This is a genomic window from Rhizobium sp. 25PS6 (assembly GCF_032464655.1).
GTDB classification, from domain to species: domain Bacteria; phylum Pseudomonadota; class Alphaproteobacteria; order Rhizobiales; family Rhizobiaceae; genus Rhizobium; species Rhizobium laguerreae.
The window spans coordinates 182,977-202,423 of record NZ_JAWDIV010000012.1; the positions used below are offsets into that span (position 1 = coordinate 182,977).

17 protein-coding genes and 1 pseudogene are annotated in these 19,447 nt (G+C 59.8%); 9 read left to right on the top strand and 9 right to left on the bottom strand.

Features of this window, described 5'->3' with window-relative positions:
- Positions 1-380: 380 nt before the first annotated feature.
- Positions 381-1,226 (bottom strand): radical SAM protein, encoded by an 846-nt coding sequence (locus tag RWK44_RS18990; protein ID WP_316029256.1) that lies wholly within the window; start codon positions 1,224-1,226, stop codon positions 381-383.
- Positions 1,226-2,071, bottom strand: coding sequence for a hypothetical protein (locus RWK44_RS18995; RefSeq protein ID WP_316029257.1), 846 nt, complete (start codon positions 2,069-2,071; stop codon positions 1,226-1,228). Before RWK44_RS18995 ends, RWK44_RS18990 begins: the two co-directional genes overlap by 1 nt.
- Positions 2,072-2,595: 524 nt before the next feature.
- Here RWK44_RS18995 and RWK44_RS19000 point away from each other — a divergent pair.
- The 5 genes and pseudogenes from RWK44_RS19000 (at position 2,596) to RWK44_RS19020 (ending at position 6,233) form a co-directional block, all read left to right on the top strand.
- A complete protein-coding gene (locus tag RWK44_RS19000; protein WP_020053044.1) occupies positions 2,596-2,895 on the top strand; it encodes a hypothetical protein in 300 nt (99 codons plus the stop codon).
- Positions 2,896-3,186: 291 nt separating this feature from the next.
- Positions 3,187-3,621: a hypothetical protein gene (locus tag RWK44_RS19005; protein ID WP_131662358.1), complete on the top strand. Its 435-nt coding sequence runs from the start codon at positions 3,187-3,189 to the stop codon at positions 3,619-3,621.
- A 524-nt stretch (positions 3,622-4,145) separates the two neighbouring features.
- Positions 4,146-4,279 (top strand): annotated as a pseudogene (locus RWK44_RS19010) (polar amino acid ABC transporter ATP-binding protein); the annotation flags it as partial.
- Positions 4,280-4,464: 185 nt separating this feature from the next.
- A complete protein-coding gene (locus tag RWK44_RS19015; RefSeq protein ID WP_027665693.1) occupies positions 4,465-5,070 on the top strand; it encodes a hypothetical protein in 606 nt (201 codons plus the stop codon).
- A gap of 935 nt (positions 5,071-6,005) precedes the next feature.
- Positions 6,006-6,233 carry a hypothetical protein gene (locus RWK44_RS19020; protein WP_027665694.1) on the top strand — a complete coding sequence of 76 codons (228 nt, stop codon included), beginning with the start codon at positions 6,006-6,008 and terminating at the stop codon, positions 6,231-6,233.
- Between the two features lie 653 nt (positions 6,234-6,886).
- Here the strand turns inward: RWK44_RS19020 and RWK44_RS19025 are convergent.
- The 6 genes from RWK44_RS19025 to RWK44_RS19050 all read right to left on the bottom strand — a co-directional run bounded on the left by RWK44_RS19025 (position 6,887) and on the right by RWK44_RS19050 (position 15,954).
- Positions 6,887-8,257: an alpha-glucosidase/alpha-galactosidase gene (locus tag RWK44_RS19025; RefSeq protein ID WP_222025925.1), complete on the bottom strand. Its 1,371-nt coding sequence runs from the start codon at positions 8,255-8,257 to the stop codon at positions 6,887-6,889.
- A gap of 22 nt (positions 8,258-8,279) precedes the next feature.
- On the bottom strand, positions 8,280-9,947 hold the full coding sequence (locus RWK44_RS19030) for an ABC transporter ATP-binding protein (RefSeq protein ID WP_025397801.1): 1,668 nt from the start codon (positions 9,945-9,947) through the stop codon (positions 8,280-8,282).
- A gap of 10 nt (positions 9,948-9,957) precedes the next feature.
- A complete protein-coding gene (locus RWK44_RS19035; protein ID WP_077980221.1) occupies positions 9,958-11,091 on the bottom strand; it encodes an ABC transporter permease in 1,134 nt (377 codons plus the stop codon).
- Position 11,092: 1 nt separating this feature from the next.
- Positions 11,093-12,100: an ABC transporter permease gene (locus RWK44_RS19040; protein WP_131662363.1), complete on the bottom strand. Its 1,008-nt coding sequence runs from the start codon at positions 12,098-12,100 to the stop codon at positions 11,093-11,095.
- Between the two features lie 176 nt (positions 12,101-12,276).
- Positions 12,277-14,364, bottom strand: coding sequence for an ABC transporter substrate-binding protein (locus tag RWK44_RS19045; RefSeq protein ID WP_017957902.1), 2,088 nt, complete (start codon positions 14,362-14,364; stop codon positions 12,277-12,279).
- Positions 14,365-14,487: 123 nt separating this feature from the next.
- Positions 14,488-15,954, bottom strand: coding sequence for an alpha-glucosidase/alpha-galactosidase (locus RWK44_RS19050; protein ID WP_316029258.1), 1,467 nt, complete (start codon positions 15,952-15,954; stop codon positions 14,488-14,490).
- Positions 15,955-16,014: 60 nt separating this feature from the next.
- Here RWK44_RS19050 and RWK44_RS19055 point away from each other — a divergent pair, with 60 nt between their 5' ends.
- Positions 16,015-17,040 carry an AraC family transcriptional regulator gene (locus tag RWK44_RS19055; RefSeq protein ID WP_316029259.1) on the top strand — a complete coding sequence of 342 codons (1,026 nt, stop codon included), beginning with the start codon at positions 16,015-16,017 and terminating at the stop codon, positions 17,038-17,040.
- 21 nt (positions 17,041-17,061) lie between these two features.
- Here the strand turns inward: RWK44_RS19055 and RWK44_RS19060 are convergent, their stop codons facing one another.
- Positions 17,062-18,123: a class I SAM-dependent methyltransferase gene (locus RWK44_RS19060; RefSeq protein WP_316029260.1), complete on the bottom strand. Its 1,062-nt coding sequence runs from the start codon at positions 18,121-18,123 to the stop codon at positions 17,062-17,064.
- A 195-nt stretch (positions 18,124-18,318) separates the two neighbouring features.
- Here RWK44_RS19060 and RWK44_RS19065 point away from each other — a divergent pair, with 195 nt between their 5' ends.
- From RWK44_RS19065 to RWK44_RS19075, 3 genes are read left to right on the top strand one after another with little or no spacing between them, the layout of a single operon-like run.
- Complete coding sequence (locus tag RWK44_RS19065) at positions 18,319-18,663, top strand: helix-turn-helix domain-containing protein (RefSeq protein WP_316029261.1); 345 nt, start codon at positions 18,319-18,321, stop codon at positions 18,661-18,663.
- Positions 18,641-18,901: a hypothetical protein gene (locus RWK44_RS19070; RefSeq protein WP_131661943.1), complete on the top strand. Its 261-nt coding sequence runs from the start codon at positions 18,641-18,643 to the stop codon at positions 18,899-18,901. The genes RWK44_RS19065 and RWK44_RS19070 overlap by 23 nt, the downstream gene beginning before the upstream one ends.
- A gap of 9 nt (positions 18,902-18,910) precedes the next feature.
- A complete protein-coding gene (locus tag RWK44_RS19075) occupies positions 18,911-19,150 on the top strand; it encodes a hypothetical protein (RefSeq protein WP_025397792.1) in 240 nt (79 codons plus the stop codon).
- The last annotated feature ends 297 nt before the right edge of the window (positions 19,151-19,447 follow it).

Genomic DNA, 19,447 nt, shown 5'->3' on the forward strand with positions numbered 1-19,447 from the left:
CCCTTAGCCATTACGAGATAGATGCCGATTCCCGTTGCTCGATCGGTTCCAACTAAACATCCCACAGTTGCTTTACGGCCTTCTTCTCGAAGAGCCGGATGAACAGCGCTACCTCCCCACTGATAATCTCCGATTTTGGCCCCCGGATCGTGGATCGACCTCTCGGAAATCGGCACGACCTCCAAGCCCGCATCGTTGCTTTGTTACGACTTTCCGCTCAACCGAATAAGGTGTTGACGGGATCGTTCCTGCTGACCCCCGCCGGACGATTGCATTTGTCCCCACAACGACGCGATCGATCCTTCCGCTCGAATTCGAAACTGAGAACAGGACAAGATCTTTGCGCCGCCACCAAAAAACTTGGTCATCTATTCTACCTTTCACAAAGCTTCTTGTACGTCGTTCGGCCTTGTATATCGGCTCCGAGCTTCTTCCCGCTCATCTGTGCATGACGAAAAGGCCCTGCTGAGCACACCGTCGTCGAAGATCGAGCCAAGCGGCTGGAACCGGTCGATATCTGAAGCTGAATGAATGTAAACTTCACCGTCGTGGGCGACGATCGGATAGGTAAGCCGTCGTACGTGCCGTCGGTTTATCTCGACGCGGGTTTTCCCAAGTTCGCGAGGCAGACGGGCGAGGGCAAAAGTTAGACTTCCGGCCGGATCATCCCATTGTTCCCGGTTGGTCCCACCAAAAGACAGCGGCCAGTACTCGTAGACGCTCCAGATTGTCGGGGCGAGCGAACGTACGAGCTCGGCAGTTTGCAGCAGAGTGGAAGCGTTCACCTTCGTAACAACCGTATTGATCTTGATATCTAGGCCAAGCTCCCCGAGCCAACTCATCCGGTCGATGACAATATCGAAATGCCGGGGTTGCCCTCTTACCAATCCATGAATCGAGGCATCGGGTCCGTCGATCGGTAGGCCAAGCAGGTCGACGTAGGACCGCAAAGCGTCTTTGACACTCGCGCTACGGCGAAGACCGATACCGTTGGTGTCCAGGTGAACGAACAAACCCGCCATCTTGGCGCTGGCAGCAAGATCACGCCATTCGTGATAGGATGTCGGGTCGCCGCCGCCGATCGTTATCTCCGTGATTCCGTGCTCAAGGAGGCGGGCCAATACCCTTTGTGTTACCGAGAAATCCGGTCTATCCCGAACGAAAGGTACGTAGCACCAGTCACATTTCAAGGTGCATTGATGCTCGAAATTCAGGATAGCGCGCATCAGACCGGGAATCTTTTTTGGACGCGAAGTTCGGGGAGCGAAGCCATCTTTTCCTCGTTCTGATCCAGCCAGTTTACCAGCGGCGTCGAAGCAATCCAGAGCGTGTCGAAATGGCGGCGCATCATTTCGTAGTTCGATATCCCTTGCGGTACGCCGGTCTTGCTCATCTTGAGACACATGAACCGATTGGAAATCCTGCCGCCGTCCTCCGCGAGATGATATGGGTCGAAGTAGGCTTCTTCCTGCGTGATGAACACGCTGCACGTCATCCCCTTATCGGCAAATCGAACTTCCAGATGCGGAAACTCGTTGGAAGCACGGATGATATCGCCCATTGGCAATTTGCTGTCGTCCCGTTCACCCGCGGCGTTGACGGTGTTTCTCAGTGAGCGCTCCTCACAAAATGGATCCAGCAGGATGACTTTGAAGGGAACCCGTTCGGACAAACGGAGCCTGACGGCTGGCCAATGGCGTTGCAATCCGACCGACAGATATGACGCCCCAGAGTTCGCTGCCAGTGACATGGTCTGGGCCTTGTTTATCGTGACCACGGTATCACTGTTGCGGCGGTTCTGGTCCTCGGATTTCTGCATATTGTACAGGTCAGCGACGCCGTAGGAGGCGGCGGCGTCGGCCAGCGTGTCCGACAGCGTGGTGTGCGCTAACAGCGCGATACGTTGCGGCGTCAGAAGGCTCCATCGCACGAACGCGTACAATCCAGTCACGACGGTGGCGATAATGAGATAAGCCCACCACGACGTATTTATAAAGCTGGAAAGCAAAGTCGCACCGAACGCGCCTACAAGAAAGACGAAGACATCAACGGCAAATCCCGTTCTGAACACTCCTAGCCTTCCAATTTTCATGACTCACCAACCTTTGATTGAGCAGTGGTTGATATTACGATTACTGCTTTAACACAATTGTAGCTCGTCCATTTTTCGTGAGGGGTCCGTTCGAAGAGCGCCCGATCTTGCAGACGTTGTTCGATAAGACCACGACGATATGTTCCGCTCCCGCACACAGCATCGTCTTGAGTTTTTGAAAACGCGGAATACCCCTTCCCACGTACCCTATTAATATTGTCAGAATTCACGTCGCCTCGCGGTTGTCGCCACCGCGGGGCGCTTTGCCACTTCAGCCGCGGGAGGGCTTCAGGCGGCCTGGGCTTTGCGGTCCGTGCGGGCCGATTCGGGCAATCAGTCGCCGCGAGAAGTACGGATCACATGCGGTCAGTTGCGGCGGCAGGTCGCCGATCAAGGTCGGCTGACCGGAAGCGTCGAAGACGATCGGTTCTCCAAACTTTCAATTGACCGCTCCCGATGGCGAGGCGACACTCGCAACCTGTAGCGAGGCAGGAGGAAAAACGATGGACGACACAGACCGCTGGCGCGACATGGCAAGCGCACCGAGAGACGGTAGCCGGATCCTCGTCACGATTCGCCCGTCCGAACAGGGGCCGGCGGAAGTTGACCTCGCCTATTGGTCGAATGGCGATCAGTTCGCTGGAGAAGGCTGGCGCGCCTCTGATTCCTCGCCCGGGCACATCATCGAATATGCCGAGCCGGAATTGAAGTGTTGGATGCCGATGCCCTCGGCCAATCGCACCTCGATGCCCTCCCCTTGGCAAGGCGACGATGACCAGGAGCTCTACGGGTCGGGGATTTAAGCGATCGCGCGAAGTACAATTGGTTCCTGCCTCAGCGACCAGGTCCAGATGCCGTCGGCCACGAGTGCGGCGCGACGAAGTCGCCTCATACCGAACCCTGTCTGGTTGCCTTGGTATGACATGGCGGAGAAACTTTATGAGAAGAGAATCAGTCCGAAGCAAAGGCGCCTCAAGCGATTACGCATACGTCGACGAGCGGCGTTTTCAATCGTGATTGGACATCGGCTGCGACCTGAGCGACGCTGTTTTCGGGAGGCGGACCATCTATTTTTCCGGAGATAGGAGGCCGAAATGGAACAGTACGCATTAGACCAGTTGAAAAGCATCGCAACGGTCAGCCCGACCTGCAAGCGCCTTGAAATGACCAGGCGCGAGCGCCTTGAACGATGGGCCGAAAGTCTCGAAAGCAGCCCCAGACCGTTCCTCAAGACACTTCACGAAACCGAATATCAGCCGATTGCCGATCGGCTTGCTCTCAGGGATGACGGCACCCCGATCTCCGTTGCATTCGCTGATCCCATGCTGCGGGCGGCAGGAATGGAAAATGACAGCTATGGAGAAGCCAAACGGTTCTTCGAACTCAGCGATGAGCAATTGCATGATCTTGTGTGCTTCTGCCATTTCGGTGAACGCGTCAGCGCGGCAGTCGTCGCTCGCCGTTTGCGGAAGATGTCAGGCTCCAAACCAGACGGGTTCTTCGCTCAGCTTCGTGCGTGGTTTGCCTGATTGAGGCCAAAGGCCACCATCTGACGTGCTGGTCGGGGATGCATCGATCCCCGTCGGGTCGTTGCTCCTGCGGCATCGACTATCGCTGACTTTGAGGGGGCAGATTTCTGAAGCGGTTGGTTCCTGCTGGTCAGCAGGAACCAGGTTTTCTGCGCTGGCCGACCACGCCCCTAAGAACTCGGGTCAGGGCGTTCACCGCCGAGTGACTAGTCAGGGAGACGCTTGAAGAGGCCGTATCGCTACTTTGCCGCCAGCTAACCACGCGCTTGCCATTATAGGTAATTTAACGGAAAGTCCTCGGCGTGGCCCTTGAGGCCTGGGCAGCCTGCCATGATCGGAGAACGCCGTGCCTCTGAAAAACATTTTGGCCGCAGCAGCAATCGTCCTCATGACACTCTCAGGATGCGCAACTAGCGGATCGGACAACACAACCTATGCACAGCCGCAGGGGATAGGCCCAGTTCGCGGTGAGATAGGCGGTTACTAGCCCATCGACAGTGTTTCGACCGCTTTAGAAACACAGCCTGGCTGTTTACGACGAACCAACCTCGGCGTTCGATCCAATGTCGGTCGCTGTCGCGGAGGAAGGCATGCGGTGACCCACGAAATGGGCTTTGCCCGCAAGGTCGCGCAACGCGTGGTGTTCATGGATGCCGGCGGCGAGATCCTGCGCCACTAGTTCCGCCCGTTACGTGACTCGGTCACGGCTCCGACGCGACCTCACCGCGTTTACCACCCACGGATCGCAGGTACTGCATCGCGTTGGCAGATCGGGTGTTCATGCTGTCGTTGTGACATCGGGTCAGGCCAAAAGCATCACAGTCTCGATGAGGGATATCTGGAATGTCGATCTTGCTGAGAAGTTTGTCGTCCCTGTTGGTTGGACTAACATTGGCGGCGCCCGCCTCTGGCAATTGCTTGAGCGCTAAAGAAACCAAACAGGGCGTGCTGCTTACCAGAGAAGTGCCTTTCTTTTCCGCGTTCTACAAGCCGGACGGTCCGGGTCTCACCGAACAACGGCTGATGGAGCGTAACCGTTCACTGCAGCCGGTGTCGGCTGTATATTTGCACCCCTTGCTCGTCGAAAAGAGAGTTAGTGCCAGCGGGACGCATGAGCTGAAATACGCGAATGCGATCGCGTTAGACGATCTACCACAGAAGAAGAACTGGCAATCCGAGACTAAGCTTTTCATCAATGGCCAAAAATCCGTTTCGGGCGCTACTATTATTAGGTTCGACGGCTGGGGAGAAGAAGCTATCGCGTCTTGTTCCTACAAAGTTTGGGCCGTCAACAGCCGTCTCGAACTGACGGGATTGCCTCCGATTATTTTTGAACAATACTATTCCCCCGAGCTTCGTCTCGTTCTTCGTTCGGTAAGGCTAGGCCCCTCCAACCAGCCGTTGAGCGAGGTTCGTTTTGATCGGTTCCAAATTGGCTGGGGCAACTGATTGATCGTGAGGTCAGACTGCCAGTACGAAGCAGCTTCGCATCAATTTCATGAACGCTGAGCGACCGCCTCCGGCCGTGCCAATAACGTGCGATATCGGTGATGGCATCGCGAGACGGTTGGATCGTCGTTGTTCCAGACAACGAACCCGCTAAAGTTGCTTCACGAGGGTCCGGCAGTTGCTAAGGTTAGTCGACAGGCTCGCCGTTTGGGTTGGGCACCGGTGCCTCCCTCGTATCTCGAGCGGGGGGTTTGTGATCGTCAGTCTCTGGTGGCGCTTCCTTACGGTCAGGGCGATTGACAGGCTGCTCTCTAAGATTGCCCCCCTGTGATGGGGCATTATTCTTTTTGGACATGGTCAGCTCCTCCATTCAACGGTCCGAACAGACTGGCGAGATCAAAAGTTCCGAGGCAGCCAGACTGCCGTCGTCAGAGCATATATCCATCTGCAGCATAGCTATCGACCATTCGCAGGGATGACGCTTGATAAGCGGCGCCCGAGGCAAGGGGATGCACGCGGGTCAGCGCCAGTACGTGACGTCAGCGCCGGCGGCAAACGGCGGCCCTACCGTAGATGCGCAGTGTGGAATCGGATTTCTATTCAGGTGTGGCTCTCGATCAGAACACCAAGCTACAACCGCAACGACTCTAGTCGCGCTTCGAACCTCCGTCAGTGCCTCGGAACCGCCTGAATGAGCGGACTAGCCGGACTGGATGGCAGCAAAGTCGAGCCGCCCATTTGAAGGCTCTGCCCGACGACGAACGGCGGCTTCGGAGCAGTGCCGCGTCTCTGCGCTGGAAGGTCGTCGTGCGAGGAATTGGAAGCCGGGTAGATCGACGGGTGATCATTATCCACCCGATGACGACCTGGACAAGCTGAGGCATTCTCATTTCCAGGTTTTCCGCTATCATCCACAGGTCACGGGAGTAGGCGTCATGATTGCAGCGAGTTTGGTTCCGGATGCATTTTACTGGGCGAAGTCCTCGAAATATTTCGACGGACGACCGACGATCGTTCGGGTCTCCACGGTCTTCGGGGAGGATTCTGACTATTGGACGCTGGCGCTCCTGGGAACCGATCAGCACGCTATGCCCGCAGACTTCGAGATCATCGCTCTGGTGGAGCTCCCAGAAGAATACCCTCTCCGGCAAGCCGCCGAGTGAACCGTTCACCGGGCAAGCGAACGAGCGGCCTGACAGAGGGCACCCTTTTTGTCGGGCGTTCATACCGACAATCGCTTTTCCTTTAATCGAAACACAACGACCAACCCTTCGGGGTCCAGTCGTAGCAGATCGAACCGTCTAACTGACCGGTGACTGCCCGATGGAGAAGTTTGCTGCCATAACCCATCGGAACTTGCGGGAAGTTCGACGATGGGGCCGACCCAGTTTGAGCCCTGAAGACGCAGCCAACCTTGTTGGAGACGACACCGATGTCGTTTGAGGGGACACTTGCCGCCCTGGCTAACGGGCAAATAAAAAAGGCCGGGGCGAAATCGCACCGACCTTTCCAACATCGCTCTCACACCAGTGCCAGTACATCCGTGGTCAAAAGCAGATAAGCGATTTCGGCAGTCGCGAACGCTCGCGTGGAGCACTCACCAGCAACGCCGATGACCGTTAGATAGCGTCGGACTGTGTTTAATTCAAGTCGCCCGGCAAGAACTCCGCCAATCCGACGTATCGCCATCTCGCCTGCGCAACAGCCGATGGCCTGCCGGCACCTTAATCGAAAAAGCGCCCCACCCCACACGCGCAAAAAGCCCCGCGGTTGTTGCGACCGCGGGGCTTCTTGACGCCTCACCCGGGAGAGGGGATCAGGCGGCTTGTACTTTGCGGGTCGTGCGTGCCCATTCCGGCAGCCAGTTGCCGTGGGTGGCGAGCAGGTCGTCGACCAGCGACCAGATCTGGTCGAGGTCGAGTTCGGCTGCCGTATGCGGGTCCATCATCGCGGCGTGGTAGATGTGCTCGCGATTTTCCGTCATCAGCGCCTGCACCGTTAGCTCCTGGACGTTGATATTGGTGCGGATCAGCGCGGTCAGTTGCGGCGGCAGGTCGCCGATGAAGGTCGGCTGGATGCCGGAGGCGTCGACGAGGCAGGGCACTTCGGCGGCGCAATTGGCAGGCAGCGAGGTGATGCAGCCATTGTTGCGGACATTGCCGTAGATCACCGAGGGTTCGCCGGTCCAGACCGAGTTGATGATCGAGGAGGCATATTCCTTCGACGGCTGGACCTCAATCTTGTCGGCCGAACGATAGGCCTCCGCCTGGCCCTTCCAGCGCTCGATCTGCTCGATGCAGCGTTTCGGATATTCGTCGAGCGGAATGCCGAATTTCTCGATCAGGTCTTCGCGGCCCTCCTTGATGAAATAGGGCGTGTATTCGGCGAAATGCTCCGAGCTTTCGGTGACGAAATAGCCAAGCCGCGTCAGCATCTCGTAACGCACCTTGTTCGGGCAGCGCGGGTTCCAGCCGGGCTTCGGCGCCCTGCCCTCGCGGTAGCCGCGCACGAGATCGGGATAGAGGTCGCGGTAGGAACCGTCCGGCTGGCGATGCTCGAATTTGAGATAGAAGGCCATGTGGTTGATGCCGGCCGCGCGGTAACGGATTTCCTCGTAAGGGATGTCGAGGTCGTGGGCCAGTTCCATCGCCGTGCCCTGCACCGAATGGCAAAGGCCAACCTGGCGGATGGTCGGATATTTCTCCGATATCGCCCAGGTGTTGATCGCCATCGGGTTGACATATTGCAGCATGATCGCCTCGGGGCAGACGGCGAGCATATCCTCGCAGACCTTCCAGAGATGCGGCACGGTGCGAAGCCCACGCATGATGCCGCCGACGCCGAGCGTGTCGGCGATCGTCTGGCGCAGCCCGTACTTCTTCGGCACCTCGAAATCGGTGACCGTGCAGGGCTCATAGCCGCCGATCTGGAAGGCGACGACGACGAAATCGGCGCCGGCAAGCGCCTTGCGCTGGTCGGAATAGGTCTCGGCTTTCGCCTTGACGCCGAGCGTCGAGATCAGCTTGTTGACGACGATGGCGCTTTCTTCCAGCCGCTGCGGATTGAGATCCATCAGCGCGATCGTCGCGCCTGACAGCGCGGGCCGCTGCAGCACGTCGCCGACGATGTTCTTCATGAAGACGGTGGAGCCTGCTCCGATAAAGGTGATTTTGGGATTTCCTGCCATTATAGCCTCCGGCATTCGATAATCATGCTACCTCGAAAGCGGCCTTGACGAGCCGTTCGGTGTAGGCGGTCTTGGGATGGGATAGTACTTCGTCGACAGGACCCTGTTCGACGATCTTGCCATGCTGCATGACGATGACGCGATGGCAGAGCGCCCTGACGACCTTGAGGTCGTGGGAGATGAAGAGGTAGCTCAGGCCGCGCTCGTCCTGCAGCTTGCGCAGCAGTTCGATGATCTGCGCCTGGACGGAAAGGTCGAGCGCCGATGTCGGCTCGTCGAGCAGGATGAATTCCGGCTCCAGCGCGATGGCGCGGGCAATGGCGATGCGCTGGCGCTGGCCGCCGGAAAATTCGTGCGGAAAGCGCGACAGGATATTGCCCGGCATGCCGGCAGCAATAAGCGCTTCGCGCACCCGGTCCTGCCGTTCGCCCTTGGTTGCGCCCAGCCGGTTGACGACCAGCCCCTCCTCGATGATCTGGCCGATCGTCATGCGCGGGTTGAGCGATGAGAAAGGATCCTGGAACACCACCTGCATGCGGGCGCGCAATGGCCGCATCTCGGACCTGGACAGGCCGTGGATCGGCTGATTGTCGAACCTGATCTCGCCGCTGTCGGGTGTGTTCAGCCGCAGGATTGCCTGGCCGAACGTCGTCTTGCCGGAGCCGGATTCGCCGACCAGCCCCAGCGTCTCGTGACGGCGCAGCGTCAGGTCGAGGCTGTCGACGGCGACAAGCTCACGCATCGCCGGCTTGAGAAAGGTACCGTGACGCATCATGAAGGAGACGCGCACGCCCTTGGCATCGAGAATGACATCCGACCCTTCGGGCAGCGGATTGGCCTGGCCACGCGGCTCGGAGGCGAGCAGATGTTTGGTATAGGCGTCCTGCGGATTGGCAAACAACGCTTCGGTGGTGTTGTGCTCGCGCACTTCGCCGTACTGCATCACATAGACGTAATCCGAGAACTGCCGCACCACCGTCAGGTCGTGGGTGATGAGGATGACGGCCATCCCCAGCTCCTTCTGCAGGTTGCGGATCAGGTTGAGGATCTGCGCCTGCACGGTGACGTCGAGGGCCGTCGTCGGCTCGTCGGCGATCAAAACGTCGGGATCGTTGGCAAGCGCCATGGCTATCATCACGCGCTGGCGCTGGCCGCCGGAAAGCTGATGCGGATATTGCATGAGCCGCGCGGCGGGATCGGGGATCTGCACATGTTCCAGCAGTTCGAGCGCGCGCTTCTGCGCATCCCTCTTGCTGATCCGGCGATGCACACGGATCGCCTCGACGATCTGGCTGCCGATCGTATAGATCGGGTTCAGCGAGCTCATCGGCTCCTGGAAGATCATCGAGATGCGGTCGCCGCGCAGCTTGCGGCGCGCTCGCTCGGAGAATTTCAGGATATTGCTGCCGTCATAGGCGACCGTCGATTTCTCCGAGACGACGGCGCGCTTCGACAAGAGCCCCATCACCGTTCGCGCCGTCACCGATTTGCCGGAACCGGATTCGCCGACGATCGCGATGGTCTCGCCACGATAGAGCTGGAAGGAGACGTCCTTGACGGCTTCGACCATGCCGTCCTCGACCTTGAAATTCACCGCCACATTGCGGGCGTCGATGATCGGCGTGTCCGAACGGCCATCATGATCATGGCGGACGGGCGGGGCGAAGGAATTGACCAGTGCAAGAGCCATATCAATCACCTCAATAAGGATCGACCGCGTCGCGCAATCCGTCGCCGAGCGCGTTGAACGCGAAGACGGTGACGAGCACGAAGCCGACGGGAGCGAGAATCCAGGGATAGGAGCCGATGACCGAATAGGTCGCCGTATCCTGCAGCATCAGCCCCCAGGAAATCAGCGGTGGCTTGACGGCGAAGCCGAGGAAACCGAGGAAGGATTCCAGCAGCACGACACTCGGTATATGCAGCGTCACCGCGACGATGACGTGGCTCATCACGTTCGGCAAGATGTGCTGGAAGATGATGCGTGTGTCGGTGGCGCCGACGGCCATGGCCGCCCGGACATAATCGATGCGGGCGAGCGCCAGTGTCTTGCCGCGCACCTCGCGCGACATCTGCGCCCAGCCGAGCGCCGACATGACGACGATGACGAAGGCGAGGAAGACATTGGTCGGCGCCGTCACCGGGATCAGCGAGGTCAGCGCCAGGTAGAGCGGCAATTGCGGGAAGGCCAGCACCAGCTCGACGAAACGCTGCAGCCAGACGTCGAAGGTGCCGCCGAAATAGCCCGATACCATACCGACGGTGGTGCCGATGACGGTGACGATGAACACGACAGTCAGGGCAATCGTCAGCGAAATGCGCGAGCCGATGATGGCGCGCGACAGCACGTCGCGGCCGAACTTGTCGGTGCCAAGAAAATGCACCGGCTTTCCGTCGGTCGAGCCGAAGAAGTGGCGGTTGGCCGGGATCAGGCCGAACAGCCGGTATTCGGCGCCCTTGACGAAGAAGCCGAGCAGCCGCGGATTGTCGTAGTCGATGCCGACGATCGGCTGGAAGGTGACCGGGTCGAGCTCCTCGGAATCCGACAGCGCATAGACACGCGGCTGGAAGACAAAATTGCCGTCCTTGTCGTGGAAGCTCATCACCTGTGGCGGCGCGAAGCCGACATCGGTCGCCTTCGGGTCCATCGGCGCGAAGAAATCGGCAAAGATTGCCATGAGGAGCAGGAGCACGACGAGCACGAGCCCGGCCATGCCGGTCCAGGAGCGCCTCAACCGGCGCCAGACAAGGGCGATATAGCTCTCATGCCCCCGCGATGGCTTGGCCACGATGTCGGTTGTCGGCGGTGTTGCAGAAGAGTCGAAAGCAAGCATCTCAGGCTCCTCCATATTGGCGGACACGCGGATCGAGCAAAGCGAGCAGCATGTCGGCGATGATGTTGCCGACAATCAGCGTCGCCGACAGCACCATCATGAAGGTGGCGGTGACATAGACGTCGCCGACTGCCATCGAGCCGACGATCGCCGGACCGACGGTCGGCAGCGCGAAGATGATGGCGGTCTCGATCTCGCCGGTCAGCATGTAAGGCAGCACGACCCCCTGGTACATCACCAGCGGATGCAGCGCATTCGGCACCGCATGGCGCATCACCACCGCTCCGCCTGAAAGGCCCTTGGCCTTGGCCGTCTCGACATATTGGGCGTTCAGCGTATCGAGAAGGTTGCCGCGCATGACGCGCATGTTGTAGGCGAGCCCGCCGAAGGTGGCGATCGCCACGACCGGCCAGACATGGTGGACGAGATCGACGAATTTCGCCCAGGACCAGGGCGCCCCGCCATATTGCGGCGAAAAGAAGCTGCCGATCTCGGTCACGTTGAGCTGGAAGACCAGGAGATAGACGATGATCAGCGCCATCAGGAAGCGCGGCACCGTCATGCCGAGGAAGGAAATTCCCGAAAGCAGGCTATCGATCCAGCTGTACTGGCGGGTCGCCGCCCAGATGCCGAAACCGATGCCGAGCACCGAAGCGAAGATGTGGCAGACGAGCGCAAGAAGCAAGGTCCGAGGCAGGCGTTCGCCGACGACATCGGCGACCGGCTTGTTGTAGAACATGCTGTATCCGAAATCGCCGCGCGTCACGATTCCGCCGATCCAGTTGACGTACTGGACGACCAGCGGCTTATCGAGCCCGTGTTCGACGCGGTAAGCCTGCGCCTGCGCTTCGGCCTGGGCATAGGAGGCGCCACCCTGGTTGATCAGCTGGGAGCGGATGTAATCGGCATAATCGCCGGGCGGGGCCTGGATGATCGCGAAGGTCACCACGCTCAGGATGAAGAGAATGGGGATCGCGGAGGCTATGCGCACGAGCAGGAATCGTAACATCAGACGGTTCGCTTCTCCTTGCCGCCAGTCGCTCCTTGTCAGCGCGGCCGGCTCGTTGGTCATATCAGGCCGCGCGCGGCACGCGCGGCCTGGAACTCACTTCAGCTGGGAGGGAACTCTTCCCGCGCGTCGCATCGGATGCGACGCGCTTTAGCTCTTTGTTCAGGCAGCATGGATCAGTTGATGGGACCCTTCTCGCCGGGCTTGCCGGGCAGCTGTTCGGGGAACAGCTCATATTTGCCCTGCTTGTCGGCGGCCACCCACATGCGTTCGCGGATCACGGAGTCTTCAGCCCAGTTGAACATCATGATCGGCGTACCCTGCGGCACGTTCGAGAACCGCTTGTTGATGATCAGCGCGCCCGGATATTCCGTCAGGCCCACCGTGTTGACGTGCTCGGTCGAGATTTTCTGGTACTGCTTCATCAGGTCGACGCGTTCGTCATTGCTCTGGCTCGTCCTGAACTTGTTGATGACGTCGATAAGCTCCTGTTCGAACGGCATCAGATCGAGCTTGTCATCCTTGCCGGCGCGGTGGTGCCAGCTGGTGCGCGGACCGACAGGGGCGAGCTGCTCGGTGTTCTGCACCACCGACGACAGCTCCGTCGTGTTGCGCTGGATCAGCCAGTCGAAGCGGCCGGCATAGTGGGCGTCGTCACGCTTGGCCCCGTCGAGCGCATTGATGACGATCTTCAGGCCGAGCTTCTCCATCTGGCCGACGACACCTTCGGCAAGGCTCTTGTCGGTCGTGTACTGATTGTTGATCAGCATGACGATTTCGACATCCTTGCCGCCTGCCGTGCCGGCCGGAAAGTTCACGACGCCGTTGCCGTCGGTGTCCTTGAGGCCGGCCTTGGCGAGTTCAGCCTTGGCGCCCTCGAGATCGAAAGGATAGTAGACGGTCGAGTTGCGGTCGTAGAAGCTGGTGCCGGAGGAGAGCCCGCCGGGATAGATCGCGGTGAACGGTCCCTTGACCAGCGAGTCGCCGATCGCCTTGCGGTCGAGCGCCATGGTGACGGCCTTGCGGAAGTCCTCGTTGCGGTTCAGCTCACGGATCGCCTGACCGCGCTCGTCCGGGTTGCCCCAGCCGTTGGCGGAAAAGTTCATGCGAAGATTGTAGCCGATGAGGCGCGGACCGAAGGCAAGGCGGGCGGGCGCGGTTTCTTCCGCGGCACGCTTCAGCGAGGCGACGAAGTTTTCCGGCTGCTCGAGGTTCGAGATGTCGGCGGATCCGGCCACGGCCTGAACGTCGCGGTCGGCCCAGGTCGAGAGCTTGTAGTGCAGCTCGTTCAGATAAGGCAGCTGATTGCCCTTCTCGTCGACCTTCCAGTAATAGGGGTTGCGGCGCATGACGATGATGTCGTCGGAGCGATATTCCACCGGCACCCAGCCGCCCATGACCGGCATGTTCATGAACTCCGGCGGGAAGGCGTTCTTGAACTGGTCGTAGGTGTTCTTCGAATATTTCGGATGCTTCGGCTTCAGGATATGTGACGGACCCGGGCAGAAGTTCGGGTAGGACATCGTGTAGAGATATTGTTTCGGAAAGGCCTCCTTGAAGGTCCATTCGACGGTGTAATCGTCGATCTTCTTCAGCGTCGTCCCGGTGCCGAAGGCTTCCGGCGATGCGCCGCCGCCGAGCGGCGAGACGTTCGGGTCAATGACTTCGTCTTCCCAGTAGAACATGATGTCGTCGGCGCTGAACGGCGCGCCGTCAGACCATTTGGCGCCTTCGATCAGGTGCATGGTCAGCTTGTGGCCATCTTCAGACCAATCCCAGCTCTTAGCGAGGTTCGGCAGCGGCTCGGTATCGGAGGCCTGCACCTGGAACAGCGGCGCGGTGCGCGTCAGGCATTCGGAAAGGCCGATATCGATGCCGCCCCAGCCCTGCGTCTGGCCGGCGCCATAGTTCCAGCCTTCCGGCCGGCCGCCGATGACGTGGCGCATCGTATCGCCGTAGACGCCGATGCCGTCGGGCATATTGCCTGTTTTGAAGACCATGGGCTCCTTCGGCAGGCGATCCTTGACCGGCGGCAGCTTGCCGGAGGCGACGAAATTCTTCGTGACCCAGTCGGGCTCGTGATATTCGGGCAGCGCCTTGAACTCCAGGATGGAGTCGCGCGCAACATAGTTGATCTTGCCTTCGGCGGGGAAGTCCGCCGGTGCGGGTGGGATGGTTGGCTCGGAGGCATATGCATTCAGCGCCGCGGCTGAGACGCTGAGCGCCAGTCCGGCCAAAATGCCTGCGTTACGAAAATTCATCATCGTTTCTCCCTCTTGTTCCGGAGCGCGGCTCACGCGGCTCCTTTTCCTCGAACGACATGAAAGCGGGTCTGACGTCATGGATTTCCCTCCCGGAAACCCATGACGACCCATCCTTCAAGAACATCAGACGGCCTGTTTCAGCGCCGCCTTTTCCGCGCGCAGCTCCTCGATCGAGCGAACGTTGCGGCGTGCGGCCCCCGCCCAGTCGCGGGTCTGCACCTTCGATTTCGACAACCGCTCCTTGGCGGCCGGCACGGCATCGGCATATTGCGGCAGCCAGCGCGCCTGGGCAACGACCATCTCGTCGACCATCTGCCAGACCTCTTCCGGCGTCGAGACGGCGCCGACCAGCGGGTCGTGCAGCACGGCCAGCTTCAGAAGGTCGATGTCGCCCGATATCGCCGCATGCACCGACATGCGCTGGACGTTGATCGAGGCGATGCAGGTGGCCGCACAAGCTTCCGGCAGGGTGACGCCGGAGACCATGTTGATACCGAAGCGATCGACGAAGCCTGGCGATTCGATGATCGCATCGGACGGCAGGTTGGTGATGACGCCATTGTTCTTGACGTTGAAATGGCCGCGATAGACCCGGTTCGTCTCCAGCGCCTCGAGGATGTGGCTCGCATGTTCGTTCGAGCGCTTGGCGGGATCGATCGGCTTTGCGGCCGATTCCAGGAATTGCGGATACTCCGTCTCGAACCAGTTGCGCGTTTCGGTGGAATGGCGGAGATAGCCGCCGGTCTCGCCGTGGATCCAGTCGGACATATCGATCCAGCGGGTGATCTCGTCCGGCCGCTTGCGATACCAGGGCAGGTACTCCGAGAGATGGCCGTTGCTTTCGGTGGAATAGACGCCGAAACGCTTCAGCACGTCGATGCGCAATTTCTCCTGCTGCGAAAAAACGGGATGCGCCTCGAAGGCGGCGATCAACTCATCCTTGCCGATCCTGCGGCCGTTGAGGCGAAGGTCGATGAACCAGGTCTGGTGATTGATGCCGGAGCAGATGTAGTCGAGCTCGCTCAGCGACTTTGCGCCGAGCACCTCGGCGATCTGTTCGGCGCCATGCTGGACGCCGTGGCAGAGACCGACGGTGTCGACCTTGCCATGTTCGATCGCCGCCCAGGTGTTCATCGCCATCGGGTTGGCATAATTCAGGAATTTCGCGCCGGGTTCGGCGACCTCGCGGATATCCTTGCAGAAGTCGAGGATGACCGGGATGTTGCGCTGGCCATAGAGGATGCCGCCGGCGCAGATCGTATCGCCGACGCACTGGTCGATGCCGTATTTCAGCGGGATGCGGATATCATCGGCATAGGCCTCGAGCCCACCGACCCGGACGCAGCTGATGATGTAGCGCGCGCCTTCGAGCGCCTGGCGCCGGTTGGTCGTCGCCGTCACCTTCGTCGGCAGCCCGTTCGCCTCGACGACGCGGTCGAGGATCGCCTTGATCATCTCGAGATTGTGTTCGCTGATATCGGTCAGCGCGAATTCGATGTCGCGAAACTCCGGAACGCACAATATGTCGGTGAACAGCTTCTTGGTGAAACCGACGCTGCCCGCACCGATGATAGCGATTTTGAAACTCATGATCTTCACCTCGACCCAATCGAATGCTAAGAAAAAGACGGTTATGGAGGATCAGGCCGCATGCCGCCGCATGTGGCTCAAAACACCGCAAAATTGGCCTTTTTCCTCCCGGCCGCTCTGTCGGCCGTGGTCTCTTCCTCGTGTCGGCCGGGATTATGCCCGAAATCGGCAGGGCGACCAGAGAAGGATTATGCTTTCAGGGGTAATTTTGTGCTGCAGGATTTGATCGCCAACGGACAGTCGATGAGGACGGTTTCGCTGCCCCGCGGCCGCCAGCGATTACACGCCATGCCGACCAGCGCCGGTTATGAAGTGCGCGAGAACGAGACCTATGACTGGGACGGCCGCCGGCGCGGCCAGACTCCCTTCACCGTGCTCCAGCACACGATCAGCGGCAGCGGCCAGCTGCGCTACCAGCACCGCAACTATCGCCTTCAGGGCGGCGACACGCTGCTCGTCCTGGTGCCGCACAATCATCGCTACTGGCTGGAGAAGGGCGACCGCTGGGAGTATTTCTGGATTTCGATGAATGGCGAGGAAACCCTGCGTATCCACCAGATGGTGCTGTCGACGGCCGGCCCGGTGTTGAAGCTGCAGGCCTCGACCATCGATCATCTTGCCGATTGCAGCCTGCGCCTGGTCAAGGGCGCGACGTCGCCGGGTGCGGCCTCGGCGATTGCCTATGAAGCGGCGATGGCGCTTTACGACGATGTCTTCGGCTCGCCGGCCTTTGCCGCCGAGCTCAGCCTCATGCAGCCGGTGATCGACCATATCAATGCCAATCTCGAAAAGCCGCTGCCGGTCAGCGAGCTTGCCGGCATCGTCGGCCTCAGCCGCGCGCATTTCTCGCGCAGCTTTGCCGAGAGCGAAGGCATGCCCCCGGCCGAATTCGTGCTGCAGCAACGCCTGCAGCGCGCCGTCAAGCTTTTGACCAAGGCGGACTTCCTGCCGGTCAAGGAAGTCGCCATCATGTGCGGCTTCGAAGACCCCAACTATTTCTCCAAGGTCTTCCGCCGTGTCTATGGCACCAACCCCACCGAATTCCGCACGACCGGCATGTATGCCAGCATCGGAAAGCTGCGATAGCTGGTCGTCCCGGCCTTGGCTTCAGGCGCGGACTTCAAACACCATGTTGAACGGCGTTTCGGTGGCGCGCAGGAAATGCGTGAATCCGGCGTCGAGCGCGACCTTTCGAAGTTTCATTTCTCCGGCTTGCGCGCCGAGCCCGAGCCCCACCTCCTGGGAGAGCGATGCCGGTGTGCAGATCATCGTCGACGCACCGTAATAGACGCGGCCGACCGGATTGAGATTGTCCTTGAGATGGTCATGGGCAAAGGGCTCGACGATCAGCCACGTCCCGTTCGGCCCAAGCGTATCCTTGACATGCCGGCCGGCGCCGACCGGATCGCCCATGTCGTGAAGGCAGTCGAACATGGCGACCATGTCATAGTCTCGCCCCGGAAATTCCGCCGCCGAGCCCTGCTCGAAGGTCACACGGTCCGCAACACCCGCATCCTTCGCGGCGGCCTTTGCCCTTTCGATCGACGGGCCGTGATAGTCGAAGCCGGTGAAGCGGGAGGCGGGATAGGCCTGCGCCATCAGGATGGTCGATGCCCCATGACCGCAGCCGACATCGGCGACGCTGGCGCCGGCCTTGAGCTTTTCCTCGACGCCGCCAAGGGCCGGAATCCATTCATGGACGAGATGACTGTTATAGCCCGGGCGGAAGAAGCGCTCTGTTCCGCGAAAGAGGCAGGTGCTGTGCTCATGCCAGCCGAGGCCCTTGCCGGTGCGGAAGGCATCGGCGACCTTTGGCTCGTCCATCCACATGGATTGGACGACCTCGAAGGCACCGACGAAAAAGGCCGGGCTGTTTTCCTCGGCAAAGACCATCGCCTGCTCCGGCGTCAGGCTGAAACGATCGGTCTTCTCATCGTAAGCGACATAGTCGGCCGCCGCCTGGGCGCTCAGCCATTCCCTGACGTAGCGCTCCTTCACCCCCGTCTTCGCGGCAAGATCCTGGACGCTCATCGGCGTTCCGTCGGCCATCGCCTTGAAGAGCCCCACCTTGTCGCCAAGCACGACCAGGGCGCCTGACATGGCGGCGCCGACGTCGCCAACAAGGCGACCGACAAGCGCATCGAGTTTCTGCATATCTGGTTCACGCATTGTTGCCTCCCCCGAGCGTGATAAGGATTATCTAAATTAGACTTTAATGATATTCCGTCAATCACCTGGACCTTTTGCAGATGGGATACCAGCGGTCGAAGAATGTGATGGATGGGCTAACATCGCTTGTGTCGAGATGAGGTTTTCGTATAGTTTTGCGGAAGCAGACTACGCTTTTGATGCAAGGTTGTCGTTTTGTCTCTATCTTCTGCTCAATGTCGGGCTGCCCGCGCACTTCTGGAGTGGTCGCAGGACGATCTCTCGTCAGCCTCGAAAGTTGCCAAAGCGACGATTGCCAATTTCGAGGCCGGAAAGCGCTCTCCCTATGAACGCACACTTCAGGACATGAAGCAGGCGCTGGAAGTTGGCGGCGTCATTTTCATCCCCGAAAACGGCGGAGGGGCCGGCGTTCGCCTTGCGAAACGCGCGACCGCCTCGATCGACACGAACGAAACCCAGACGGTTCAATACGAGGAGCATCTCACAAATGACGCCCCTCCCGGGTGCAGGCGGCTGAATGGCAAAGAAAGAGAAGCTTGAACACTCCGAACTGGCGGGAGAATTCACCGACGACGGAATCACCGTGCTCGTCGATATCTTCCGCACATCGGGCAGCAATGAAGACTGGACGATGGAAGTGGTCACGCAAGCGGAAGACCTGATCCGCTGGGACGAGCCATTTGCGACAGACAGGGATGCCTTCGACGAATTCCTGGCCGTCGTCGCCCGCGACGGCATTCGATCCTTTCTCGAAGAAGACGAGCCATCCGTGCATTGAGGAATATCCGTGAAAAGCATCAATGATCTCGTCGCATCGGCGAAAACCGTCTGCGATCGGTACCGGGCCGGGCGGATGGAGCGCGAGACCGTGCGGGAATGGGTTCTGGGACTCGGCGCCTATCCGCCGCCGCATGGTGACCGCGTGCGGGAAGCTGCGGAATGGTTCCGGCTGCACAATCGCGAACCTGTCTCGGAAGACATCGTGCTTGTGGACATCGACCGGCTCCAGGCGATTTCAGCGCCGTGATCCCGATGGCGTGCGAACAGACGTGCCAGCTGCAACGGCCAGCCAATCCGATCCTCGCCAGTCATTGCCAGACAGTTCGATGCGGGGCGGTTCGCCGCGGCGGCGGGCGCTGTTTTGCGGTTGCCGCGCTGCCTCGATCCGGACTGGCGCAATTACGCCGTTACTAGGCGGCATAGGACCAACGGCGATCATGAGCCTTCTGCATAATACCTCATCGCAGCGTCCATGCGCAGCGGTCTTGGGGTTCCGCTGCTTCGGTAAATGTGACACCCCTACGAGGCTGACATGGCAACTGCA